Here is a 21,999-nt window from a genome sequence, read left to right on the forward strand (position 1 = left end):
GTGCGCGGTCGCCGTCGACGGCAAGGTCATCGGCGCGTTCGCCTACCTGCCGCCCAAATTCGACCCGAACACCGCCTACCTGATGTCGGACTTCCCGGTGTCGTGGACCCGCTACCGGCGCCTCGCCAAGCTCATCGTGATGGCGGCCTCCACGAAGGAAGCCCAGCTCCTTGTGCAGCGATCGCTGTCCAAGCGCATCGGCGCCTGGGCGACGACCGCCTTCACCGACCGGCCCAACAGCGCGAAGTACGGGCGGGGCATCCCTGGCGTGAAGCTCCACAAGCGCAGCGAACCGGCCGCCGACAGCGTCCACCGCTACCAGCTCCAGTACGGCGGACCCCTCGGCGCCTACGACCTCGCCGAGGCCCTGGCCCTCTGGGCGCGCCGTAGTAGGTGGCAATTCCGGTAAGGGCCAGGCCGGCTGCTCCGAGGAAGACGCCTACGACGGTGCTGATCTTCCCCCAGTCCAGGCGTCGTTCGGTTCGGCTCTCCATGTTGCCCCCCCGGGCCCCAGTGTTTCGGGGATCATTGCCCGCTGCGGCAGTTTTCACGCGCTAGCCGCGCCTGACGCCTCCAAGGAGCGGCGGGAGTACATCCGCAACCAAGTGCGCGCGATGGTTGGCGACCACACCGCAGTCTCCTACGGACGGAGAATCGGGAAGGGACCGCTGGGGCCTGATCGGACCTACCGGACCGAGTTGGACGGAAGACGCGAACTGCCCTCCTGTGGCGCGTAGTTCTGCGATCATCAGGGCGTCCCCCAGCGAGCGACACGAACAGAGGCATCACCATGTGGTCCTACGCGGCACTAGCCAAGGAAGCTGCCAGGCGCGGAGGCCCCCAAGCACTGCGGTGCTTCTACCTCGGTGTGGGCATGGCGACGGGAGCGTCTCTCACCGGCGCCGCCGTGGCCGGGACCTTGCTCCACCACAAGCGGAGCATCATCCGTGCTGCCGCCGCCGAAGAGACGGCCGAGAGCGCCACGGAGCAGGCGCCCACGCAGCACCCGCCCGCACCCGGCGCCCCAGCAGATCGGGAGCCCGCTGCCTCGACGCTTCAAGCGACGACAGGTCAGGCGCCGAAGCCGGGAAGCTGATCCACGGACAGGTCCTCGCGCAGACGTACGAAGCGGACAGGGTGACGGTAGAACCCGTCGTCCACCGCGGTATCGGCCAGGAACTCCGCGACGAGATCCGGGGCCACGGGGCGGTACTGAAGTTCGCCGCTCGTGCCCCAGCCGACAGAGAAGCGCCGCCCATGCCACGGATGCTCGGGCCCGGCAGGGCGCAGGCGCCCGGAGAGGTCGCGCCGCACCGCGGCTGGCAGGGGAGTGGACTTCGCGATCAGTCGCAGACGGCCCGCGCCGTCGAACCTGGCCAGCAGCAGCGACGCGGGAGACGCCAAAGTGCCGGTGACCCCGCCGATCACACCCTCGGCCGTCACACGCGACGGGACCTTGATCCACGCCCTCTTGCCCGGCAAGTACCTCTGCTCGCTGCCCTTGAGGACGACGCCCTCGACCCCCGCCGCGCCCCCGGCCGGGTCCAGCCAGTCGAGCATGGTCGCCCTGTCCGTGGTGGCCGGGCACAGCGTGAACGGCCCACCGAGGACCGTACGGGCGAAGAGGTCCTCCAGCAGGGAGCGGCGCTCCCGGTAGGGCCGATCCAGCAGTTCCACCCCCGAGGCCTCCAGGACGTCGAAAACGATGAGGTAGGCGGGGTGCTCGGCGGCGGCCGCCACCGCGCCACGGCCCCGGCGGCGAGCACGGTTCTGTAGCTGGCCGAAGTGCAGCCGACGCTCGTGCGGCACGACGAGTTCACCATCGAGGATCAGGTCCTCCTCGAGCGCCGAGACGGCGGCGCCGATCTCCGGAAACGCCGACGTCAGGTCGGCGCCGTTGCCTGACTGGAGCATGACCCTGTCGCCCTAGGCGAACAGCACGGCCCGGAAGCCGTCGGGCTTGGGTTATGAGTTGGCGGACAGTGTCCAACAGGCTTACCCGTGGTGGTACTCCACCTGTCAGTGCGCCCCCTCACACTGGTGTCATGAACCCCGGAAGCACCCTCTTCAGCAACGGTGATCTCGCCTCGACTCTGGACCGCCAACTCAACCGGATCTCGAACGCGGTTGCCGGCTGGAACGAGAACAGTCTGTTGACCGTTCCGGAACAGGACATCTGCGATTCTCTGCAGGAGAAGTACTTGATCGCTCCGGTCGTCCTCGACCGGGATGGCGTCACCATCGACTCCACCGAGGAGGGATACACAACCGTCCGTCAATTCGGCGAAGAGGTCCGAATCCGCCAGACCACTGTCACCGTCTCGGTCCCCTTCTCAGGAGAGCCGAGTCTGTTGAACCTGAAACCGAGCACCTTCACCTACAGCCCCCCGCGAGCGACGGTCGAGGACTGGGAGCTGAAGATCTACTGGATTGGCCCCCTCAACACCGACCCAACCGCTGTCCGCAAAGGCATCGACGAGCAACTCGACACCCTTGAGCAGTGGCTCGGTTGGAGCCTCGCACAGGTCAACGCCTACAACTCGGCGGTCCGCGAGCGGATCCTCACCGAGGTTCGGGCCCGCAAGGAACGGGTGCTGAGCATGCGCAACCTCCAAGCATCCATTGGCTTCCCTCTCCGGCAGCGTTCTGACGCCGCCACATACAGCGTCCCCATCGTCCGGAAGAAGATCGTCCCCCGGACGACTACGCCGGTGACTGAGCCATTCCGTGCCGAGCCAGCCCTGGAGGAAGCTCAATATGAGGCCGCACTGGCAGTTCTCAGAAACCAACGCAACCAGCTGGAGCGAAACCCTTCCACCAGTGCCCATCTCGGAGAGGAACAGATCAGAGACCTCCTTCTTATCGGACTCAACAGCCAGTTCGAAGGCAGGGCTGCCGGTGAAGTCTTCAACAAGAACGGGAAGACGGACATCCTGATCCGAGAGCAGGACCGTCATATCTTCATCGGCGAGTGCAAGATCTGGCGAGGTCCGAAGACCATCACCGACACGCTCGATCAGTTGCTCGGTTACCTAGTCTGGCGTGATACGAAGGCAGCCCTGCTGCTGTTCATCCGAGCTGCCTCTCCTGCGGACGCCACAGCCAAGGCTGTCGTGAAGTTCCGTGAGCATCCGAACTACAAGCGGGATGGTCGTCATGCCACCGAAGAGAGGCATGACTTCGTCTTCCATGCCAACGGTGACTCAAATCGAGAGATCAAACTAGCTTTCTTGCCGTTCCACCTGCCAAAGGAGCCGCACACGACCTGAGATGCAGCCGCAGCCGCAGCCGCAGCCGCAGCAGCGGACAACGGACATTGAAAGACCCTGTCCATAACTTCTGCTCGGCGACCAGGCGCCCGGGCAGGGTTGCGCCGGATGGCAGCTCGCGGCGGGCTTCTGCCAGCATCGGTTCGATGGGAGGAGACAACGTCACCTCCTCACATCTACGTGGTGCCGCCCGATCGCGCGCGTCGGACGTACGGCAGGAGACTCGGGACGTGGCCCGGCATGGAGCCCAGCCTGCGGACGGAGCATCGGGGGCTTGTCACCTCCGCCCCGTCTGGGACTTCGGGGAGGCTGGTGGCAGCCCCCCGTCCCGGTTACGACTCGTCTAGAGATCTTTAATGGCTGGGGTTACGGCGGTTGGAGGTCGAGGCCGGTCTTGGCGATGAGGCCGTCGATGAAGCTGGGACGGTACTGCATCCGTTTGAGCCGTGTCTTCACCAGCGCGGTGAGTTGGTCGAGGCTGTGTTTGGTGAGGTTGGCCAGGGACCTCTTCAGGTGTGACCAGACGCCCTCGACGGGGTTGAACTCGGGAGCGTACGGCGGCAAGTGGTAGACGGTCAGCCATAATCGCGCGGCGATCAGCCGTCGCATCGTGTGGCTGACGTGCGTGTTCAAATTGTCCCAGATCAAGACGATGGGGCCGCCGAGTTGCCGGTGAGCGGCGTCGAGCAGGCGGGCGTAGTCGGTTTCGGTGAAGCCCTTGCGTCGGCCCTTGGCAGGACCGCGGTCGAGGTGGATGCGGTAGATCAGCCGTGGCCGGCGGCCGGTCTTGGTGCAGATCAGCGCCGCTATCGAGACGCGTTTGGTGCCCTGCGCGGTGACCTTCACGACCGGAGTGCGGCCTTGACGGCCCCAGGTGCGGCCTTTGGGCGGCCTCAGGCCCTGGCCTGCCTCGTCCTCGAAGCAGACCCAGGCGCCCAGGTCCGCCGCCCTCTTTTTATGACGGGCCACTGCTCGTCCTTCCAGGCAGCGATCCTCGCCTCGTCCCGCTCGGTGGCTTTGCGGCCCGGGACCTGAACGCTCCAGCCGATGCGGTGCAGCAGCAGGTCCAGCCCGGCCAGGGTGTAGTCAACACGGAACCGGCGGCGCACGATCTCCGCGATCCGCGCCAAGGTCCAGCACTGATCGCTCCAGCCGCACGCGGCCGGACCCGCTTCCAATACCGCTTCCAGAGCCCGCAGTTGACTGACACTGAGCTTGCAGCGGGCGCCGCCGGGCCCCTTGGAGACCAGGGCCCCTCGACCGCCCGAAGCAAGCGCCCGACGCCAGCGGTTCGCCGACATCCGCGTCACCCTGAACCGCCGGGCCACCTCCCCGTCACCAGCCCCGGCCTCGATCAAGTCAGCCGCCGCGAGCCGGACCTGCTCCCGCCGAGCCCGCTCCTCGGCCGTCAGCCCACCGCCATCGGGATACCTCATCCCTCCGGCATAGAGCAGCCCACGGCAGACGTCACGGCCCGACGTAACCCGCACCATTAAATATCTCTAGTTCCTCCAGCAAAGCCTTGAGTCGCCGCTCGGCAACACTCTGGTGCGCACCCTCGACCGCTCTCAGTTCCCTGTCCAAAACGGCATCACGCAAGGCGCCACTCCAGAATGGCGTCAGATCAAGCAGTTCCTCCGCGTTCGGTGGCTGCTTGTAGCCCTCGCGCTTCAGGTACTCGGCCAGCATCGTGCAGGTGATGACGGCGGCCTTGGAGGGATCCAGCTTTTCGAACTCGTCCTGGTTCAGCGGACGTGTGGGGTCGTGCCGAAGGACGGTGAGACGTGGATCGTCCGGGTCCGGCCTAAAGATCACGGACGTCGTCCAGGAGCAACCAGCAGTCGCGACGTAGGTCGTGCCGCTGGTCCTCGAAGCGTTGATGAAGGCGGTGCCAGCAAGGTCCCACCGGACAACGGCTGTACACCACTCGTGCTCCCCGATTCGATATGTCCTGACGTCTCGCAGGGAGTGGAACTGCGCATTCATCGTCAACCAGGAGAGGGCAGCGCCAACCTCCACGTCTCCCGAAAATTCACTGAGAAAGCAGCTACTCAGACAGGCGCTCGTCGTCCCTGAGCCGTCGCTTCGCGGCCTTCTTCACCGCCTTCAGGACGTTCGCTGCACGGAGGGTCTTGGCGATCAGTTCCTCATCTGTATCGGTCGGCTCGGCGAACCGGGTGATCACCTCGTCCATCTTCGTCAGGTGCATGAAGCGGTCGCCGAGGTCAGCGAAGTCCGAGTCCATAGGCCACTTGTACGCAGTGCCGTCGCCGAAATCTCGCGTGTTGGAGCAGACGAAGTAGACGGTCTCGTTCGGATTTTGGCGAGCGTACTCAATGGCGGACAGTCAAATCGCAGCGTCACGGGAGCCGACCTTCGCCGACCGTCTCCTTGCACGGCGGCAGAGCGTTGGCCTCCCGGAAGACCGCCTCGCGGAGTGCTTGCTCGCTGGTCGGCAACTCCTCGACGACGGTCAGATACCGGTCGCGCCAGTGCTGTCGTAGCCGCTCCAGATCGCACTGCGGCAGAATCACCTGGTAGTCCCAGGGCGTCGCGTCTTCGAGGGACGTCACCGCCTGGGTAGCAGCTTCGTACTTCTTCCGGTGTGCCACCGCCTTCTGGGCGGCCAGTTCCTCCAGCATCATCCAGGGCGCGGCAACGCGCTCGGCGCGCGAAGTTCGGATAGCTCGCAGGAGGTCTGTGTTGCTGTCCTCCAAGGACAGACCACGGAGAATGCACGAATCGAGAATGATCACCGTCTGTACTCCTGCTGTTGAGCGCGTAGGGAGCAAGGGTGGCAGGAGTTTGTGCATCCGTGCACGGGAATACAGGTGAGCGTGCCGCCGCGGTCAGGAACCCGACCGCTCAGCACTCCGACCGATGCGGGGTCACCTATGCGAGGCGGGCCGGGGATAGGCATACTAGTTTGCGTTAAAATGCCCCGAGTCGAGTGCGAGACCTGCGGCCGGAAGATCGCAGCTGGGATAGTGGCCGGGCGCCCGAAGAAGGGTCGGCTGTGGCGGCACGACCCCACCGAGCAGCCCAGCGAGTTCGGCAACGTCCTGGTGTCCTGTACCCGGTCGCTGGCGATCGTGGACCTGCCCCGGCCCGGCGAGCAGCTCGCTCTGAATCTCGGCCTGGACGACGAGGACGCCGAGCAGGGCATCGACACGTACGCGCTGTTCTAGCCGACGTCGGAGGGCGGCCGTCAGCTCGGGCGCCACTCCGCGAGCGGGTCGAAGCCGAGGAGTGCGATCTTCTGCTGCCGCGTCGACTCCCTCGGCTTCCACGCCATGGACGGCGGGTAGCGCAGCGCAAGGTGTGCGGCTGGCGGGTTGGTCATGTAGTCGGCCTTCGGGCAGCCGTCCACGTGCGGGCACTCCTCGACGGTCCGGTTGCAGAGCTTGCAGATGAGTCCTCGCACGAGGCCGGTCGCGTAGTCGTGGTCCACCATCGCCCCGGGCAGGGCGTGGCACAGATGGCAGTCCGGGCCGAGGGCGTCGACCAGCGCGGCGCGCAGCCGGCGGACCGCTGATGTCCTGGCTGGGGGAGGCGGCCAGTAGTGGAGACCCCCGTAGCGGCCGCCGCCGCACCGCTGCTCGACCGGCACCGACTCGGGAGGTACGCCTTCGTCGACGAGCTGCACCACCCACCCGGTCTCGATCGACTGGTATGCCTCGGCGACCCGGTGGTCCTCGACCGGCCCTTGCGGTGTCTGCCCCCAGCCGCAGTGCTGCCGGTGCTCCCACCCCTGCTCCGAAGAGAGTTCGGAACAGATCAGCCGTCCGTCGCTCATCAGGTGATGGCGGCCGTCGGACCCGAGGCCGGCCACCCGTGGTGAGACGGGCACGAGGACACCGGACAGACGGCACGGTTGTCCGGCCTGTTCGCGGACCATGTCCTCGATCCCGTAGACGCCGAAGTGGGCGTAGTCCCAGAGCAGTTTGGCCCGGCGATACGGCGGAAGGTCACCCAGGGTCGGCATGTGCCGCATCGTGCCGCAAGGCACTGACAACGCACTGCCGGGCCCCCGCGCTCGGGGTTGCGGGGGCCCGGAGTTGTGACGGGGGTGGCACCGGCGGCCGGGGATGGGCGACCCCTGCCGTCCGGACGCTGTCCGGCGAGTTCCTGCTGCGCATCACCCGCGCCCGCCTGCGTGGCGCAACGCTGGTGTCGATGCCCGCCTTCAAGGACGCGAAGATCGTCCTCGACCCGGTCGACCAGAGCGCCATGGCCGTCCAGCCGGTCATCACCGCGGCGGGGGAGACCCGCGAGCGCGTCATCACGTACGTGTGCACATCCCCGGCCGCCGTCGGGGCTCGAGATGTCTCCACCGCGCTCGGTATCGCCATGAGCACGGCCCGCGGGAATCTCAACGCCGCCGCTAAGGACGGGAAGATCCTCCGCCTGGCGCCCGGCCTGTTCTGCGGCCTCTCTTCGATGCCCGAGGGCCTCGAAGAGGTCACCGCGGCTGGCGACGAGACCGGCGAGCCCCCGAGCAGCTTGAGTGGCCCATCGGCGGATGACGACGAGGAGACCACCTCGCTCGGCCTGCTCCCGGAGCTGGCGGCGTCGGCGTGGACGGCCATGCAGCAGATGCCGCCCATGCCCGCTGCCTGGTTCCATGAGCCCACGGAAGAGGAGCTCCCCGACGGCTCCGGAGGCGTCCACTACAAGGACGGCCGCGTGTACGGGTGGGTCGCTACGATCGACGAGCCGCACGCCGGCTTCTCCGGCAAGGACCTGACGGTCCGCAAGCTGTCGAAGCAAGTCCTGGACTTCTCGCATTTCCTGCGGGTCCACGGCCAGCTCGACGACGGCACCACCGTGCCGATCGGCGCGATGACCATGAACGTCGGCCACCACCGCGACAGCGCCGAGTGCGAGACCGCCAGCTGCCAGTTCGACGACACCCGCACTGTCGGGGCGATCATCACGGTCGGCCTCAACGACCGAGGGCTCTGGTTCTCGGGCGCGGCGGCTCCGTGGCTGTCCGAGTGGGACCGGGCGGTCTTTGCCGCCTGCCAGCCGAGCTACCACCTACGGCAGGCCCGAGACGGGAAGTGGCAGCTTCGCACCGTGCTCACCGTGCCGGTGCCCGGCCACGCCACTCGTCGCTGCCATCCACGCCGTCGCCGAACGCTCCCAGCTCGCCCTGGCCGCCTCGACCGCCGGCCTGATCCTCTTCACGGACACCGAGTCCGGAAAGGATCCGGACGCCGTCCGGACCGCGTCCGCGAGCTCGGCGGACACCGTGCTTGACCTGCCCGGGCAGCGTCCGGACACGGCATCCGGACAGCGTCCGGACGTTCAGCCCGTGGTCGTGCCCGAGGTCGACGTCGAGGCCCTCGCCGCAGCCCTCGCCAGCGGCCCCTTGGTCGACCTCCTCACCGACGCGGTGACCCGCCGCCAGGACGAGCGGCGCGCCGAAGTCGAAGCCATGGCCGCGCTCATCGCCGAGACCCCCGTCGCGCTCACCGCCAGCGCTGCACAGAACGGAGACAGCTGATGCCGTGCGCCTGCCAGAACAAGAAGCGGTTCGAGGTCATCACCACGGTCACCGATCCCAAGGACCCGGAGAAGAAGAAGGAGAAGATCGTGTTCTCCTCGCAGTACGAGTCCACCGCGGCCAACGTCGCCAAGCGCTACCCCGGCAGCGTGGTGCGCGAGCACGACCTGAACAAGAAGTGAGCGACGCGCCCCGGCGGCGACGCGGCAGTGAGGAGGAAGCGGCATAGCCCCCGAGCCGGAACCCGGGGGCCATGCCGGGTGCGTCAGCCCAGGCGTCGCGTCATGGTGATCCAGCACACGGCGGCGCTCGCCGCCTGCACCAAGATCACTACGGTCGCCTCCACGCCGCTGCCAGCGACGAAGGTAACGCCGGCGTCGAGCGCGGCCGCATAACCGGCGATGTAACCGCTGGCCAGAGCGGGGACGAGCCCGCGCGGCCTTCGTGGTCCCTCGCCATCTGAGGGCTTCAGTGCGATAGTTGTCATAGCCTCATTCCTCTACCGATAGGGGTTTGTGGTTCGCCGCCGCCTTCAGTGCTTCTTTGGACGGACTCACTGGGGCGGCGGAGCTGTGTTGAGGCCGAGACGGCCTCCGAGGGCTAGCCGTATGGCAGTGGGACTGCGCTCACCGCTCCGCCTCTGCTGCTAGGCGCCGGTCGACGTCGTCCTGGAGCATTTCGAGCTTCCGCTCAAGGTGCGCCACGCGATCCTCCAGCGCCAGAGGTTCCTCCCGGAGCATGGCAAGGTTGGCCAGCGCAACAGCGTCCCTTTCTCGGCGGTAGTTTCCCGGAGGAGCGTCGCGCCGGTCCCCGTCGATGTCGGCATCCGTGCTGGACGGCTGACGATGTTGCGCAAAGAGCCGCCGCCTTGCAGCTTGACTCAGGTCGCTACGGGTAGGAGACGACATTTGCGCGAGGAGCGCTTCAAGTGCACCCAGGGTTCGGACGTTGTCAGCCGCATCGTCGTCACGTGCGGGCTCCGCCTGCTGGGCCGCTACATCGCGGAGCGGCAGGGATCCGTACCAGGAGAGGACCGTGGCGAGGGCCTCTGCTCCTCTGGATCGAAGCAATTCGAACTCCGGGTCGCCCCGGCGCGCAATCGACCGCACCGCAGCTCTACGCACGATCTTCAAGGCCTCGGACTCCTGGTGGTCACCTTGAACGTCCAGGAGATACTCGTGGGCCTGAGCGATGCGGCACGCGGCATCGAGGGTCGGAGGAAGCTCGCGCCGCTCGGCGTCGCACCCGAGGCGGTAGATGCGGTCGTACGAGGTGTTGGAGGAGCCCGATAGGGCCATCGTCGCGTTGTTCAGGTCTGCCAGCAGCGGCTGCCGTTCCACGATCTCCGTTACCGACCGCCAAGCGTCGTCCAGTTCTTCGTAGGCCGCGTCGGGTTCGGGCGCCTGTGCCGGGGTCTCGTCGGAGCCACCATCTGCAGATGCCTTCCACCCGGCGACCACAGGGCCCCAGCGCTTCTGGGCGGCAGACTTCGAGACGCCACCGAGGATCTCGCCGATGACGTCCCAGGACGTGCCCTTCGTCCGCTCGGCGATGACGGCCTTCTCAACCACGAGCTGTGCTTGAGCCTGGAGTTGGGCTGCCTGAACGAGAAGGTCGCCCGGCGGCCGCTGCGCGGCCACCGGACGCTGACGAGTGTCTGCCTCCTCTTGGGAGGCCGGCTTGTAAGGCATACGCCGAGGATGACGCATGGGATACGAGTCGTCAACTCTCCCTCTACGAACGGTATCCGATCGGGAAACCTCGGCTCCTTTCCGTGTCTCGTCGCGCCGTCTGCCGGTGCCGCTGGTGCGTGAACCGGGTCAAGGGGAAGTTGAAGAGGGGCCCCGGCGCCGGAGCCCCTCTTTCACGCTGCTGCGCGCAGCTAGCTGAGCGTCACCCCGTCCTGCCGGGTACCGCGCAGCGCGGTGGTAGACGCAGCGGCGGCAGCGACCGCCTGAGCGACAGCGCTCACCTGGTCCGCCGGGAGTATCGCCGCTACCCCGACCATGGCCACGCCAACGAGAATGACCTTGAGGCGAGACTTGCGGCGAAGGGGGTGGCGGAGGCCATCATGGTTGGAGGGCGTCAGCATCTATCTGCCGCGAGAGGGGGCGGTCCGGCCGCCAGGCGTCCTCACTATGCTTGCGAGGCAGAGGCGCCTGGTGGCCGCTGAGTCCGGCGTGGCCGTCGACGCCGACGGCCGGCAGCTCGCCGTTTGCCCCGAAGGGCGGACCCCACAGGTCTGGAACATCGCCGGGCATCGCGAGCTGCCCGGCGCCTGGAACACCGCCAGAGGCACCTGCGACAACGACCTCACCACCCTTGCGCTCACCCGCGGCAGACTCGTGCTCCTCGGCCCCGACGACCTGCGGATCTGGAACACCGTCTCGGGACGTCGGGTCGCCGTACTACCGGATCCGAAAGCCCGGTTCGCCGCACTGAGCCCGGACGGGACGTTCCTGGCGACGGCCGACCGCCGGGAGGTCAGCGTGTGGCGCCTGTCCGCCCCGGGCGCACCGGTGTTCCGGTATCCCCTCGGCAACCAGCGTCTTGAGCACGGATTCGCCTGGGACCGCGACCGGCCTCTCCTGCGCTATCTAGAGGCCGGTACCGTCCACACCCTCGATCTCACGACGACGGCCACCGCCTCCTGGCGCAAGAACCTCGTCGGCGCTGTCCGGCTGAGCCCGGACGACCATACGCTCGCCACCGCCGAACTCATCGGCGACCGCTACGTCTTCGAGCTGCGCGACACCCGCGACGGCCACCTGCTGCGCACACTGCCCTCCTCGCCGCTCCCGGTGTCCGCCGACCGTACGTGGCCGGTCGTGCCGCGCGACACCCTGCCCCTGCTGGCGTTCAGCCCCGAGGGCGGCACGCTCGCCTACGGGGTCACCGTCCCAGGCCGGGAGGCGGCGCCGCAGCGACTGACGTTCTGGGACGTGGCCCGCGAACACGAGCGGGGCACCTTGGACCTGGCGACACCCTCGGCCACCGGAGCCGCGGTCGACGTTGCCCTGGGGCCCGACGGCCGCACCCTGCACCTCGCCCGGGTGTCGCACCTCGGGGACGTCATCGAGGAGACCTGGGACACGACCCGACGGCGCAGGACCGCCGTACTGAACGGACGGACCGGCTCCCAGCTGGTTGTCAGCCCCTCCAGGAACCTCGTCGTCTTCGACGGTCTGGTCGTCCGCGCGGGCCGGGCGCTCGCCCGCGACCTCGTCCAGGACGGTGAGGTCGGTGCCCTCGCCTTCTCTCCCGACGGCAGCCGCCTGGCGGTGGGCGACCAGACCGGCCGCGTGGCCCTGTGGGACGGAACCGTCCGCCACCGCGCGGGCATCCTGCGCAGTGTCTTCCCCGTCCCGTTCGGCACCGACTCCGACTCCGACACCGACTCGGACGACGCCGAAGCCGTTACGGCCCTCGCCTTCAGCCCCGACGGCGGCACCCTGGCCGTGGGAGGCGCCGCGGGCACCCTCCAACTCTGGGACACCGCCACCCAGCAGCCCCTCGGCGGCCCGCTGCCCACCCCCGGCGAGAGCATCGACACCCTCGCCTTCAGCCGCGACAACCGCACTCTCTACGCAGGCAGCGGGCATGTCCCGCTCCAGCGTTACGTGGTGGATCCGGGCCGCGCCGTCTCCCTGGTGTGCGCCCGGACCGGCGGCGCCGACCTGACCCGAGCCCAGTGGCACACGTACATCCCCGACGCGCCGTACCACCGCCTGTGTACATAGCAGGAGCCGGACGGTACAGCGAGCAGACTCGTGTCGGCATCACATGCGCCGGGTCTCACCCGGAGCTCGCACTACCGGCTCTGGAGCGCCGCCAGCATCCGCCGTGATGCCTGCACCCCGGTGCGCTGCATCAGCTCCACCACGCCCCTGACACCCGCCAGTTCCGATCCGCCGCCGGCCCGTCCGGGCCCGCCGTGTCTGAGTGCGGGCAGGGGGGAGCCGTGTCCGGTGGTCTGATTCAGGTTCGTCGAGTCCAGCAGGTGCAGTCGGCCGTGCCAGGGGGCCGCGTCCCGGACGAAGGCGGTCGTCCAGGCGAGGTCGTCGCCGACCAGCGAGGCGGCGAGGCTGCCCCGGCCGCGGGCCAGCAGGTCGGTGGCGTGGGCGGTGTCGCGGTAGGCGAGGACGGTGGCGGCCGGGCCGAAGGGCTCGACCTCGTGAGGCGCGGCGGCGTCGGGGTCGGCGGAGATCAGCAGGGTGTCCAGGAAGGCGCCCCGCTCGGGGTCGGCGTCCACCACGCGCACCTTGGCCGGGTCGCCGTGGACGAAGCGCCCGGACGCGGCGATGGCCCGCACCGCCCGTCGTACGTCCTCACGCTGGGCGAGGTTGACGACCGGGCCCATCCGCACACCCTCCGCGGCGGGGTTGCCGATGCTCACCCCGGCGAGCCGGGACGCGATCGCGTCGAGCGCGGCGCCCTCGTGTTCGCGGGGCACGAGCACGCGGCGGATGGCCGTGCACTTCTGGCCCGCCTTGACCGTCATCTCGGTGACGACCTCCCGTACGAACGCCTCGAACAGCGGTGAATCCGGCGTGACGTCGGGGGCCAGTACGACGGCGTTGACGGAGTCGGCCTCGGCGTTGAAGCGAATGGAGCGGGCGACCAGGTTGGAGTGGGTGCGCAGGGTCTCGGCGGTGGCGGCGGAGCCGGTGAAGGAGAGGACGTCCTGCTCGCGGAGCAGGTCGAGCGCCGGACGTACCGAGCCGGCCACCAACTGCACGGCGCCGGGCGGCAGGACATCGGTGTCGGTGATGATGCGGACCAGGTGCTCGGTGAGGTACGCGGTCGGGGTGGCCGGTTTCACCACGCTCGGCATGCCCGCCAGCACGGCCTGGGCCAGCTTCTCCAGGGGTGCCCAGACGGGGAAGTTGAAGGCGTTCACCTGGAGCATCAGACCGGGGGAGGGGGTGACGAGGTGGACGCCCAGGAAGTCCTCGCCACGGGCCAGGCGTTCGGCGGGGCCTTCGACGAGGTAGGAGGTGTCCGGCAGTTCGGCGCGGGCGCGCGCGGCGTAGTCGCGCAGGACGCGGATGCCGCCGTCGATGTCGTGGCGGGCGTCGTTCAGCGTCGCTCCGGCTCGGGCGGAGAGGGCGTAGAGCTCCTCACGGCGGGACCGTACGACCGTGGCGAGGGCCTCCAGGAGGTCGGCCCGCTGGTGGAAGGTGAGCGCGCGCAGTGCCGGGCCGCCGGCTCGGCGGGCGTGGTCGAAGGCGCCCGCGAGGTCAAGACCCGCGGAGGAGACACGGCAGACCGACTCGCCCGTGACGGCGTCGAGTACGTCGGTGGCGCCGCTGTCCGCCGGGGTGACCCAGGTGTCCTGCAGATAGCTTTCGAGAAGCATGGGCTGGGGCCCGCTTTCTTCAGACGTGTCGGGTTTCTTCAGACGTGTCGGGGAGCGAAGGGCTACGGCACCGGGTGGTGGCCCCAGATGTCGGCCGTGTACGTGCGGCTGACCCAGGTGTCCTCGTCGACCTGCACCCCGCCCGCGCCGATCTCGATGCCGAAGCCGGCGGGCGAGGTCATGTAGAACGAGAACATCCCGTCGTTGGCGTGCTTGCCGAGCGTGGCCATGAGCTTCACGTCGTACTCGCGCGTGCGGTCGAGGGCCCGGCCGACCTCCTCCGGGGTGGTCACCTCGCACAGGATGTGGTGGGTGCCCTCGTTCTTGTACGAGCGGACGAAGGCGACGCTGTGATGGCGGGGATTGCAGCCCAGGAAGTAGAAGGTGCCCCAGGGGTAGTCGGCGGTGTCGCTGAGCCGGAAGCCCAGGACGTCGCGGTAGAAGTCCACCGCCTCCTGGACGTGCGGTGTCTTCATCACCACGTGTCCGAGCCCCTGGTCGCCGGTGACGAAGTCGACGCCGAGCGGCGAGACGAACTGGCTCTGCGCCAGCCGGCGCCCGCAGAACAGCTCGGTGCGGATCCCGGCGGGGCCGGTGAAGTGCACCATCCGGGTCACCTGGCGGTCCCGGCACTCCTCCTCGGTGCCCGCCGTCACGTCGACGTCGGCCTCCTTCAGCCGCACGGTCATCTCGTCCACGGCGACCGCGTCACGCAGCTCCCAGCCGATGACCGAGACACCGCCCACCGCGGCTTCCGTGAGCCACATGCGGAACGGATGCTGGTCCATCCGCAGCCGGTGGCGCACGGGGTCGTCGGGCTCGCCGTTATCGACGGCGAGTCCGATCACGTTGCGGGCGTACTCCGCCCACGCTGCCGGATCGGGCGTGCCGATCCCCACGTAACCAAGGCTCTGGATCGTCATGACGAAGACGGTATTTGTTAGACCCTTGACGGTCAAGGTTCTGACGAATACGTTGCCGTCATCGAGCCGAGGAGGACTCCGATGCCGGAGAAGCCCCGCCTGCTCCCCGTCGACGAGGCGGACCTGCAGGAGAAGACGCTGGCGTCGCTGGCGCCGTACCGCGACCAGGACGGCCGGATCTATGCGATCTGGGCCACCCTGGCCCACCACGAGGACGCACTGCGCCGCTACCTCGTCTTCAGCAACCACGTGCTGGGCAAGAACACCCTGCCGCTGACGTCACGGGAGCTGATGATCCTGCGGATCGCCGCCCGGGCGCAGGCGGCCTACGAGTGGGACCAGCACGTGCGGATCGCCCGCCGGGCGGGCCTCGCCGACGAGACGATCCTCGCCGCCGCGACCGGCGCCTGGGAAGGCCTGGACGAGCTGGACCGCGTGCTGCTGACCGCCACCGATTCGCTCGTCGAGAGCCAGAACATCGACGACGAGCTGTGGGACCGGCTGTCGGCGCACCTGAGCACCGAGCAGGTCATCGACGTCCTCTACACCGTCGGCCAGTACCTGACCGTCGCCACCGTCATCAACACGCTCGGCGTCCGCACCGAGGGTGACCTCGCCCTGCCCCTCCCCGCCCTCGACGCCTCGAAGGAAGTGCCCGCATGAAGCTCGCCAACCTGGCCGGCCGCCCCGTTCTCGTGCGGGGGGACCGTGCCCTCGACATCGCCGACGCCAGCAAGGGCGCGATCGAGGCGCGCCTGGAGGTCCTGTCCGACCTCTCCCTCCACGACGAACTGCGTGCTCTCGCCGAGCGTGCCGCGGAGGCGGACTGGAAGGAGTTCGACCCGCGTGACCTGTCCCGGGTCGCCAAGCCGTACAAGGCGATCGGGGTGGCCCTCAACTACCGTGCGCACGCCGAGGAGTCGAACCTCCCGGTCCCCGAAGAGCCGTCGGTGTTCGCCAAGTTCGCCACCTCGGTGGTCGGCCCGTACGACGCGATCGTGGTGGAGCCGCAGTACGACAAGGTCGACTTCGAGGCCGAACTGGTCGTGGTGATGGGCCGGACCGGCAAGAACATCCCGGAGGCGGACGCCTGGTCGTACGTGGCCGGTGTGACCGCGGGCCAGGACATCAGCGACCGGCGCGAGCAGTGGCGCAAGCCGATCAACCAGTTCACGCTGCCGAAGTCGTACGACACCTTCAGCCCGATCGGCCCCTTCCTGGTGACCGTCGACGAGTTCGAGGACCCGGACGACATCGAGGTCGCCGGCTGGGTCGACGACCTGGAGGTGCAGCGGGGCCGCACCTCGGACCTGATCTTCCCGGTGCCCGCGCTGATCGCCTGGCTGTCGAAGCGGGTGACGTTCGAGCCCGGCGACCTGATCTTCACCGGCACCCCGGCCGGCTGCGGGGTCCGCCGCACACCGCGGCTGTATCTCACCGAGGGCAAGGTCCTGCGCACCGAGGTCACGGGCGTGGGCACTATGGTCAATCCGGTCGTGGCGGGCTAGGCAGAGGGAAGGGCGGGACATCGTGACCGACACCGAGCGCGAGACGGGGGCCGGCGCGGCGAGCCGGACCCGGGAGTTCTCGGAGCTGCTGCGCCACCACCATCGTGAGCTGGGCACGACCGATCCCCGGGACCTCGACGCGATCGAGATGGTCACCGACCTCACCCGCCTCGAAGCCCGGCTCACCAAGGACTTCGAGAAGCACGTGCACCGGCCGCTCGGACTGACCTGGGCGGGCTTCCGGATCCTGAACGCCCTGTGGGTCTACGGCCCGCTCGGCCAGCAGGACATCGGCCGGTTCTCCGGATCCACCCGGGCCAGCATCTCCAGCGCGCTGGCGACCCTGGAGAGCCGGGGCCTGGTCAGCCGCGAGCGCGTCGAGTCCGACCGGCGGCAGCTCTTCGTCAAGCTGACCGAGGACGGGCGCGAGACGCTCCGCAAGGCGATCGAGGCCCAGACCCTGCGCGAGCGGGCGTGGACCGGCGTACTGCGGGACGACCAGCTCAGTGAACTGGTCCATCTGCTGCGCACGCTGGTCAACCAGGAGACTCCGACCGCGGAGTGACAGGGCCGCGGCGCCGAAAACCGTCAGGCCTTTTACCGTCAAGCATCTAACAATTGCTTGGTTTCTCAAGGGAGAGAATCATGGTCCGTCGTGTCGTCACCGGTGTCGATCCCAGTGGCAAGCCCGTGATCGCGAGCGACGGAGAGCCGCCCGTCACCCGCCAGTACGTCCACACCCCCGGCTTCGCCCGCTCCCTGGTGTGGAACACGGCCGCTCCCGCCGCCCCGTCGGACGATCCGACACCGTCTCTGAAGTCCTACATACCGGCGCCCGGCGAGACCATCGCCCTGACCGTCACCTTCCCTCCCGCCAGTGTCTACGCCGACCCCGGCTGGGACCCCGCAGCGGCCGGCGCCGAACAGCTGGAGGGCACGCCCGGCCTGGCCGAGCTGTTCGAGATCGACAACCCGGGCATGCACACCACGCCCACCGTCGACTACGGGGTCGTCCTCAGCGGCGAGATCGTCCTTGACCTCGACGGCGGCGAGACCGCGGTCCTCAAGCCCGGCGACCTGGTCGTGCAGAACGGCACCCGCCACGCCTGGCGCAACCTCGGCACCGAGCCCGCCACCCTCTTCTTCGTCCTGATCGGCGCGGGCGGGACGTCATGAGCGCCCTGACGACGGCGGCGCCCGGCGCACCCGTCATCGAGCTCGACCTCGCCGAGCTGCGCCACGACCCCTACCCCGCCTACGCCGAGCTGCGCCGCGGCGCGCCGCTGGCCTGGGTCCCCTCGGTGGGCCGCCACCTGCTGACCCGCTACGAGGACATCGTCCGCGCCGAGAAGCTGCACGAGGTCTTCAGCTCCCGAGAGGAGGGCTCGCTCCTCCTGCGGACCGTCGGGCCCAACCTGCTCCGTGAGGACGACCCCGTCCACCGGCGCCTGCGGGCCGCCGCCGAACCGCCCACCCGCCCCCGCCAGGTCCGCGACCTGTGGGCGGCCGGCTTCGAGCGCACCGCGCACGCACTGCTCGACCGGATCGCATCCCGCGGCGAGGCCGATCTGATCGCCGACTTCGCCGAACCGCTCGCCGCGGCCAACCTGGCCCTGGTCCTCGGGCTGCGCACCGCGAGCGCCCACGACATCGCCGACTGGTCGCGGGCGATGATGGCCGCCAACGGCAACTACGCCGACGACCCCCGCATCTGGCTGCGCGCCGAGGAGGCCACCCGCGCCATCGAGGCTGCGGTGGACGAGGCCGCCGACGCGGTCCGGGACACCCCCGACGGCTCGGTGATCTCCGCCATGGTCCACGCCGCCGACCCGGTGTCGCCCACCGAGATCCGGAACAACGTCAAGGTCATCATCGGCGGAGGCGTCAATGAACCCCGCGACGTCTTCGGCGTCGGGGTCTGGGCGCTGCTGCACCGCCCCGAGCTCCTTGAACGGGTGCTCAAGGACCCGGCGACCTGGAAGCGGGTCTTCGAGGAGACGGCGCGCTGGATCTCGCCGATCGGCATGTATCCGCGCCAGCTGACCCAGGACCACGAGATAGCCGGGGTGACCCTGCCGGCCGGCAGCCGGGTGGCCCTCGTCATCGCCTCCGGCAACCGGGACGAGTCGGTCTTCGAGCGGGCCGACGAGTTCGACCCGGACCGCCCGCACCGACCCCACCTCGCCTTCGGCGGCGGACCGCACTTCTGCATGGGCGCGTGGGTCGCGCGCCACGAGGTCAGCGCCATCGCCTGGCCCCTCGTCTTCAGCCGCCTCAAGGGACTCCGTCTCGCCGAAGAGACCCCCGACCGTCTGGACGGCTGGGTGTTCCGCGGGCTCACCTCGCTGCACGTCACCTGGCACACCCCCTGAGCCGTCCCCATCGGGAGGACCTCATGCCCACCGTCATCTTCCGGTCGCCCGACGGGACCGAACGCAAGGTCACCGCCGAGTCGGGGACCGTGCTCATGCAGGCCGCCGTCGCGAACGGCGTCGACGGCATCGTCGCCGAATGCGGGGGAAACGCCTCCTGCGCCACCTGTCACGTCTACGTCGCCGCCGCCCAGTCCGACCTGGTGGGCCCGCCGAACGAGGTGGAGGACGAGATGCTGGACTTCACCGCCGCCGAACGCCGGCCCACCAGCCGCCTCAGCTGCCAGGTCCGGCTCACCGACACGCTCGACGGACTGCTGGTCCACGTGCCCGAGGAGCAGGTATGACCGGCGTGATCGTGGTCGGCGGCGGACAGGCCGGGTTCAGCGTCGCCTCGACACTGCGCGCCTCCGGCTACGACGGTCCGGTCACCGTGCTCGCCGCCGAGCCCCATCCTCCGTACCAGCGGCCGCCGTTGTCGAAGAAGGCGCACACCGGTCCCGTCCGGGTCGAGCTGGTGCCGGAGTCCTTCTACCGCGACCGTGACATCGACCTGCGCCTCGGGGACGAGGTGACCGCCCTCGACCTCGCTGCCCGCACCGTCCTCACCGGGACCGGCACCAGGGTCTCCTACGACCACCTGGTGCTGGCGACGGGTGCACGGAACCGTCCGCTGCCCGTCCCCGGCGCCGAACTGCCCGGCGTGCACGCCCTGCGCTCCCTCGACGACGCCCTGACGATCGGCCGGGCCCTGACGACGGCCCGGGACGTCGTGGTCGTCGGCGGCGGCTTCATCGGCCTCGAACTGGCCCGGGTCGCCCTGGCCGGCGGCGCTCGCGTGACCGTGGTGGAGCTGGCCAGCCGGCTGCTGAGCCGAGCCGTGTCGGCCGAACTGGAGCCGAGCCTGCGACAGCGCCACGAGCGCGCCGGCATCCGGATCCTCACCGGCACCGCCGTCCGCGCCCTGGAAGGGGAGGGACGCGTCGAGCGGGTCGTCACCGAACAGGGTGTCCTGCCCGCCGACCTCGTGGTGTACGGCATCGGCGCGGTGCCCCGCGACGAACTCGCCCGGCAGGCCGGACTGGCGGTACACGACGGGGTGCTGGTCGACGAGCAGCTGCGCTCGGTGACCGACCCCCGCGTCTCCGCCGTCGGCGACTGCGCCCGCCATCCCCATCCGCGAGCGGACGGACCGGTACGACTCGAGTCCGTGCAGAACGCCGTCGACCAGGGCGCGCTGGTCGCGCGCCGCATCACCGGGTCCGCCGCCCCGTACGAGAACCTGCCGTGGTTCTGGAGCGACCAAGGGGACGTCAAGTTGCAGATCGCCGGGCTGCGTTCGCCCTCGGACGCCGTTCACCTCGTGCCCGGCGACACGGCGGAGCGGCTGGCCGCGTACGCCTTCCGAGACGACCTGCTGGTGGCCGTGGAGACCCTGAACTGGCCCGCCGAACACCTGGCCGCGCGCCGAATGCTGGAACGGCGGACGCCGGTCTCGGCCGCCGACCTCGCGGGGACCACCCTCGGCGCCCTCGCCCGCGCCGCACGCACCGCGGAGGTGCGCAGATGACCGCCACATTCGGCGCCCACCTCGTCACCAGCGCGGCCGAGGCCCCTTCCCGGACCGCCCTGGTCTTCGAGGACCGGACCTGGACCTACGCCGAACTCGACCTCGCCGTACGGCGCACGATCGCCCGGCTCGACAAGTCCGGGGTGCGCAGCGGCGACCGGGTGGTGATGCAGGGGGCCGCCCGGCCCGAGGCGCTGATCACGCTGTTCGCGGTGACGCGGATGGGGGCGGTGCTCGTGCCGCTGCACCCGCAGGTGACCGGCGGCGAACTCGCGGTGGTGTGCGAGGAGACCGAACCGGCGGCCGTGGTCTGCGACGAGGGCTTCCCGGCGGGCACAGGACTGCGACTGACCTGGCAGGAGCTGCATCCCGAGGACGACGGACCCGAAGCCGCCCCCTCCGACCTTCCGACCGGGTCCGACACCGCCGTCATCGCGTTCACCTCCGGCACCTCGGGCCGCCCCAAGGGCGTTGCACTGACCCACGACAACCTGTACTGGAGCATGGCCGGCGGCCTGGCCCGGATGCCCTTCGGGGAGAACGACACCGCGCTGATCTCCACCCCGCTGGCCCATGTCGCCGTACTGGGCGGACTCCCGCAGTGCGTCTGGGCGCGACGCGGCACGGTGATCCTGGCCCCGCGCTTCGAGCCCGGCCTGTTCATCGACCTGGTCCGCGACCACCGGGTCACGTGCGCGTTCGCCGTACCGGCCATGTCCGCCCTGCTGGCCCGCCATCCCCGCTTCGCCGACGGCGACCTGGACACCCTGCGCTGGATCCTGTCCGGAGGCTCACCGGCCCAGACCGCCACCCGCGAGCAGTTCCGGGCGCGCGGGATCGGGGTGGTCGACTCCTACGGCCTCACGGAGACCGCGGCCGGAGTGACCTACTCCGCGCCGGACGACCCGGCCGGTTCCACCGGATCGCCCGTCCCGCGGGCCGAGGTGAGGGTCGTGGACGCGGCCGGATCACCCGCCCCGGCGGGCACGCCCGGCGAGATCTGGGTGCGGGGTCCGTCCGTGGCCGCCGCGTACCGGACCGCCGCCGGGCCGGTGCCCGTCACCGACGACGAGGGCTGGTTCCGCACGGGGGACCGGGGACGGTTCGACGCGTCCGGCCGGCTGGAGGTCGTCGGCCGGCTGAAGGACACCATCATCACCGGCGGCGAGAACGTCGACCCCGCCGAGGTGGAGAACGCGCTCGCCGGCTTCCCCGGCGTCGTCGAGGTCGCCGTCTCCGGGGCGCCCGACCCGGTCTGGGGCGAACTGGTGACCGCCTTCCTGGTCACCGACTCGGGCACCCCCACCCTGGACGACCTGCGCGCCCACCTCGACGGCCGGCTCGCCCGGCACAAGTGGCCCCGGCGGCTGTGCGTCGTACCGGCCCTGCCCCGCGGGGCCACCGGAAAGTTGCAGCGCGCGCGACTGACGACGCTGCTGGACGACTGACCCCACACCCCCCACAACTTCCCGAGACCGCGCCGCCGTGG

25 protein-coding genes are annotated in these 21,999 nt (G+C 69.5%); 15 read left to right on the plus strand and 10 right to left on the minus strand.

Annotated elements, in window-relative coordinates:
- Positions 1–28 precede the first annotated feature (28 nt).
- Positions 29–409 carry a GNAT-like putative antirestriction protein gene (locus tag AC2XR2_RS44095; protein ID WP_491518610.1) on the plus strand — a complete coding sequence of 127 codons (381 nt, stop codon included), beginning with the start codon at positions 29–31 and terminating at the stop codon, positions 407–409.
- 662 nt (positions 410–1,071) lie between these two features.
- Here the strand turns inward: AC2XR2_RS44095 and AC2XR2_RS44100 are convergent.
- Positions 1,072–1,914 (minus strand): ATP-dependent DNA ligase, encoded by an 843-nt coding sequence (locus tag AC2XR2_RS44100; protein ID WP_491518340.1) that lies wholly within the window; start codon positions 1,912–1,914, stop codon positions 1,072–1,074.
- A gap of 131 nt (positions 1,915–2,045) precedes the next feature.
- Here AC2XR2_RS44100 and AC2XR2_RS44105 point away from each other — a divergent pair, with 131 nt between their 5' ends.
- The gene (locus AC2XR2_RS44105; protein ID WP_491518341.1) at positions 2,046–3,269 is read left to right on the plus strand and encodes a hypothetical protein; all 1,224 of its coding nucleotides are present in this window, start codon (positions 2,046–2,048) and stop codon (positions 3,267–3,269) included.
- Between the two features lie 366 nt (positions 3,270–3,635).
- Here AC2XR2_RS44105 and AC2XR2_RS44110 read toward each other — a convergent pair.
- The 4 genes from AC2XR2_RS44110 to AC2XR2_RS44125 all read right to left on the minus strand — a co-directional run bounded on the left by AC2XR2_RS44110 (position 3,636) and on the right by AC2XR2_RS44125 (position 6,025).
- A protein-coding gene (locus AC2XR2_RS44110; protein ID WP_491518611.1) for an IS630 family transposase occupies positions 3,636–4,705 on the minus strand; the annotation gives its coding sequence in 2 pieces (ribosomal slippage) (positions 3,636–4,219 and positions 4,219–4,705; 1,071 coding nt in all).
- 31 nt (positions 4,706–4,736) lie between these two features.
- A complete protein-coding gene (locus tag AC2XR2_RS44115; RefSeq protein ID WP_491518342.1) occupies positions 4,737–5,255 on the minus strand; it encodes a hypothetical protein in 519 nt (172 codons plus the stop codon).
- A gap of 61 nt (positions 5,256–5,316) precedes the next feature.
- Positions 5,317–5,514 (minus strand): hypothetical protein, encoded by a 198-nt coding sequence (locus tag AC2XR2_RS44120; RefSeq protein WP_491518343.1) that lies wholly within the window; start codon positions 5,512–5,514, stop codon positions 5,317–5,319.
- A 115-nt stretch (positions 5,515–5,629) separates the two neighbouring features.
- Entirely contained in the window at positions 5,630–6,025 is a 396-nt protein-coding gene (locus AC2XR2_RS44125; protein WP_491518344.1) for a hypothetical protein, read from the minus strand.
- Between the two features lie 180 nt (positions 6,026–6,205).
- Between AC2XR2_RS44125 and AC2XR2_RS44130 the strand changes: the two genes are divergently transcribed.
- Positions 6,206–6,457, plus strand: coding sequence for a hypothetical protein (locus AC2XR2_RS44130; RefSeq protein ID WP_491518345.1), 252 nt, complete (start codon positions 6,206–6,208; stop codon positions 6,455–6,457).
- Between the two features lie 20 nt (positions 6,458–6,477).
- Here AC2XR2_RS44130 and AC2XR2_RS44135 read toward each other — a convergent pair whose 3' ends face one another.
- Positions 6,478–7,254 (minus strand): endonuclease domain-containing protein, encoded by a 777-nt coding sequence (locus AC2XR2_RS44135; protein WP_491518346.1) that lies wholly within the window; start codon positions 7,252–7,254, stop codon positions 6,478–6,480.
- A 191-nt stretch (positions 7,255–7,445) separates the two neighbouring features.
- On the opposite strand from AC2XR2_RS44135, the gene AC2XR2_RS44140 reads away from it, so the two are divergent.
- From AC2XR2_RS44140 to AC2XR2_RS44150, 3 genes are read left to right on the plus strand one after another with little or no spacing between them, the layout of a single operon-like run.
- Positions 7,446–8,531 carry a hypothetical protein gene (locus tag AC2XR2_RS44140; protein WP_491518347.1) on the plus strand — a complete coding sequence of 362 codons (1,086 nt, stop codon included), beginning with the start codon at positions 7,446–7,448 and terminating at the stop codon, positions 8,529–8,531.
- Positions 8,532–8,586: 55 nt separating this feature from the next.
- Positions 8,587–8,778, plus strand: coding sequence for a hypothetical protein (locus AC2XR2_RS44145; protein WP_491518348.1), 192 nt, complete (start codon positions 8,587–8,589; stop codon positions 8,776–8,778).
- Positions 8,778–8,960 (plus strand): hypothetical protein, encoded by a 183-nt coding sequence (locus tag AC2XR2_RS44150; protein WP_491518349.1) that lies wholly within the window; start codon positions 8,778–8,780, stop codon positions 8,958–8,960. Before AC2XR2_RS44145 ends, AC2XR2_RS44150 begins: the two co-directional genes overlap by 1 nt.
- 83 nt (positions 8,961–9,043) lie before the next feature.
- Here the strand turns inward: AC2XR2_RS44150 and AC2XR2_RS44155 are convergent, their stop codons facing one another.
- Both AC2XR2_RS44155 and AC2XR2_RS44160 read right to left on the minus strand, forming a co-directional pair.
- Positions 9,044–9,265: a hypothetical protein gene (locus tag AC2XR2_RS44155; RefSeq protein ID WP_491518350.1), complete on the minus strand. Its 222-nt coding sequence runs from the start codon at positions 9,263–9,265 to the stop codon at positions 9,044–9,046.
- Positions 9,266–9,404: 139 nt separating this feature from the next.
- Complete coding sequence (locus tag AC2XR2_RS44160) at positions 9,405–10,349, minus strand: hypothetical protein (protein ID WP_491518351.1); 945 nt, start codon at positions 10,347–10,349, stop codon at positions 9,405–9,407.
- 591 nt (positions 10,350–10,940) lie between these two features.
- Between AC2XR2_RS44160 and AC2XR2_RS44165 the strand changes: the two genes are divergently transcribed.
- The gene (locus tag AC2XR2_RS44165) at positions 10,941–12,518 is read left to right on the plus strand and encodes a WD40 repeat domain-containing protein (RefSeq protein WP_491518352.1); all 1,578 of its coding nucleotides are present in this window, start codon (positions 10,941–10,943) and stop codon (positions 12,516–12,518) included.
- Positions 12,519–12,589: 71 nt separating this feature from the next.
- On the opposite strand, the gene paaZ is transcribed toward AC2XR2_RS44165, so the two are convergent.
- Together paaZ and AC2XR2_RS44175 are read right to left on the minus strand one after the other, a co-directional pair.
- Entirely contained in the window at positions 12,590–14,137 is a 1,548-nt protein-coding gene (gene paaZ, locus AC2XR2_RS44170; protein WP_491518353.1) for a phenylacetic acid degradation bifunctional protein PaaZ, read from the minus strand.
- Positions 14,138–14,199: 62 nt separating this feature from the next.
- Positions 14,200–15,060, minus strand: a complete 861-nt coding sequence (locus AC2XR2_RS44175; RefSeq protein WP_491518354.1) for a VOC family protein — start codon at positions 15,058–15,060, stop codon at positions 14,200–14,202.
- Positions 15,061–15,141: 81 nt separating this feature from the next.
- On the opposite strand from AC2XR2_RS44175, the gene AC2XR2_RS44180 reads away from it, so the two are divergent.
- From AC2XR2_RS44180 to AC2XR2_RS44215, 8 genes are all read left to right on the plus strand, one after another.
- Complete coding sequence (locus AC2XR2_RS44180) at positions 15,142–15,723, plus strand: carboxymuconolactone decarboxylase family protein (protein WP_381303604.1); 582 nt, start codon at positions 15,142–15,144, stop codon at positions 15,721–15,723.
- The gene (locus tag AC2XR2_RS44185) at positions 15,720–16,568 is read left to right on the plus strand and encodes a fumarylacetoacetate hydrolase family protein (RefSeq protein WP_491518355.1); all 849 of its coding nucleotides are present in this window, start codon (positions 15,720–15,722) and stop codon (positions 16,566–16,568) included. Before AC2XR2_RS44180 ends, AC2XR2_RS44185 begins: the two co-directional genes overlap by 4 nt.
- Positions 16,569–16,590: 22 nt before the next feature.
- The gene (locus AC2XR2_RS44190) at positions 16,591–17,133 is read left to right on the plus strand and encodes a MarR family winged helix-turn-helix transcriptional regulator (protein WP_491518356.1); all 543 of its coding nucleotides are present in this window, start codon (positions 16,591–16,593) and stop codon (positions 17,131–17,133) included.
- A gap of 80 nt (positions 17,134–17,213) precedes the next feature.
- A complete protein-coding gene (locus AC2XR2_RS44195) occupies positions 17,214–17,744 on the plus strand; it encodes a cupin domain-containing protein (RefSeq protein ID WP_491518357.1) in 531 nt (176 codons plus the stop codon).
- The gene (locus AC2XR2_RS44200) at positions 17,741–18,940 is read left to right on the plus strand and encodes a cytochrome P450 (RefSeq protein ID WP_491518358.1); all 1,200 of its coding nucleotides are present in this window, start codon (positions 17,741–17,743) and stop codon (positions 18,938–18,940) included. Before AC2XR2_RS44195 ends, AC2XR2_RS44200 begins: the two co-directional genes overlap by 4 nt.
- Before the next feature lie 23 nt (positions 18,941–18,963).
- Entirely contained in the window at positions 18,964–19,287 is a 324-nt protein-coding gene (locus AC2XR2_RS44205) for a 2Fe-2S iron-sulfur cluster-binding protein (RefSeq protein WP_491518359.1), read from the plus strand.
- Positions 19,284–20,510, plus strand: coding sequence for an NAD(P)/FAD-dependent oxidoreductase (locus tag AC2XR2_RS44210; RefSeq protein WP_491518360.1), 1,227 nt, complete (start codon positions 19,284–19,286; stop codon positions 20,508–20,510). The genes AC2XR2_RS44205 and AC2XR2_RS44210 overlap by 4 nt, the downstream gene beginning before the upstream one ends.
- Positions 20,507–21,958 carry a class I adenylate-forming enzyme family protein gene (locus AC2XR2_RS44215; protein ID WP_491518361.1) on the plus strand — a complete coding sequence of 484 codons (1,452 nt, stop codon included), beginning with the start codon at positions 20,507–20,509 and terminating at the stop codon, positions 21,956–21,958. The genes AC2XR2_RS44210 and AC2XR2_RS44215 overlap by 4 nt, the downstream gene beginning before the upstream one ends.
- Positions 21,959–21,999: the final 41 nt, after the last annotated feature.

The sequence above is a fragment of the Streptomyces sp. LS-MS-L19 genome (assembly GCF_058382285.1).

What these genes read in the sequence shown, in the direction of transcription:
- AC2XR2_RS44100 (WP_491518340.1), bottom strand. Translation starts at nt 1,914, where the DNA reads ATGCTCCAGTCAGGCAACGGCGCCGACCTGACGTCGGCGTTTCCGGAG.
- AC2XR2_RS44105 (WP_491518341.1), top strand. Translation starts at nt 2,046, where the DNA reads ATGAACCCCGGAAGCACCCTCTTCAGCAACGGTGATCTCGCCTCGACT.
- AC2XR2_RS44115 (WP_491518342.1), bottom strand. Translation starts at nt 5,255, where the DNA reads ATGAATGCGCAGTTCCACTCCCTGCGAGACGTCAGGACATATCGAATC.
- AC2XR2_RS44120 (WP_491518343.1), bottom strand. Translation starts at nt 5,514, where the DNA reads ATGGACTCGGACTTCGCTGACCTCGGCGACCGCTTCATGCACCTGACG.
- AC2XR2_RS44130 (WP_491518345.1), top strand. Translation starts at nt 6,206, where the DNA reads ATGCCCCGAGTCGAGTGCGAGACCTGCGGCCGGAAGATCGCAGCTGGG.
- AC2XR2_RS44135 (WP_491518346.1), bottom strand. Translation starts at nt 7,254, where the DNA reads ATGCCGACCCTGGGTGACCTTCCGCCGTATCGCCGGGCCAAACTGCTC.
- AC2XR2_RS44140 (WP_491518347.1), top strand. Translation starts at nt 7,446, where the DNA reads ATGCCCGCCTTCAAGGACGCGAAGATCGTCCTCGACCCGGTCGACCAG.
- AC2XR2_RS44150 (WP_491518349.1), top strand. Translation starts at nt 8,778, where the DNA reads ATGCCGTGCGCCTGCCAGAACAAGAAGCGGTTCGAGGTCATCACCACG.
- AC2XR2_RS44155 (WP_491518350.1), bottom strand. Translation starts at nt 9,265, where the DNA reads ATGACAACTATCGCACTGAAGCCCTCAGATGGCGAGGGACCACGAAGG.
- paaZ (WP_491518353.1), bottom strand. Translation starts at nt 14,137, where the DNA reads ATGCTTCTCGAAAGCTATCTGCAGGACACCTGGGTCACCCCGGCGGAC.
- AC2XR2_RS44175 (WP_491518354.1), bottom strand. Translation starts at nt 15,060, where the DNA reads ATGACGATCCAGAGCCTTGGTTACGTGGGGATCGGCACGCCCGATCCG.
- AC2XR2_RS44180 (WP_381303604.1), top strand. Translation starts at nt 15,142, where the DNA reads ATGCCGGAGAAGCCCCGCCTGCTCCCCGTCGACGAGGCGGACCTGCAG.
- AC2XR2_RS44185 (WP_491518355.1), top strand. Translation starts at nt 15,720, where the DNA reads ATGAAGCTCGCCAACCTGGCCGGCCGCCCCGTTCTCGTGCGGGGGGAC.
- AC2XR2_RS44195 (WP_491518357.1), top strand. Translation starts at nt 17,214, where the DNA reads ATGGTCCGTCGTGTCGTCACCGGTGTCGATCCCAGTGGCAAGCCCGTG.
- AC2XR2_RS44200 (WP_491518358.1), top strand. Translation starts at nt 17,741, where the DNA reads ATGAGCGCCCTGACGACGGCGGCGCCCGGCGCACCCGTCATCGAGCTC.
- AC2XR2_RS44205 (WP_491518359.1), top strand. Translation starts at nt 18,964, where the DNA reads ATGCCCACCGTCATCTTCCGGTCGCCCGACGGGACCGAACGCAAGGTC.
- AC2XR2_RS44210 (WP_491518360.1), top strand. Translation starts at nt 19,284, where the DNA reads ATGACCGGCGTGATCGTGGTCGGCGGCGGACAGGCCGGGTTCAGCGTC.
- AC2XR2_RS44215 (WP_491518361.1), top strand. Translation starts at nt 20,507, where the DNA reads ATGACCGCCACATTCGGCGCCCACCTCGTCACCAGCGCGGCCGAGGCC.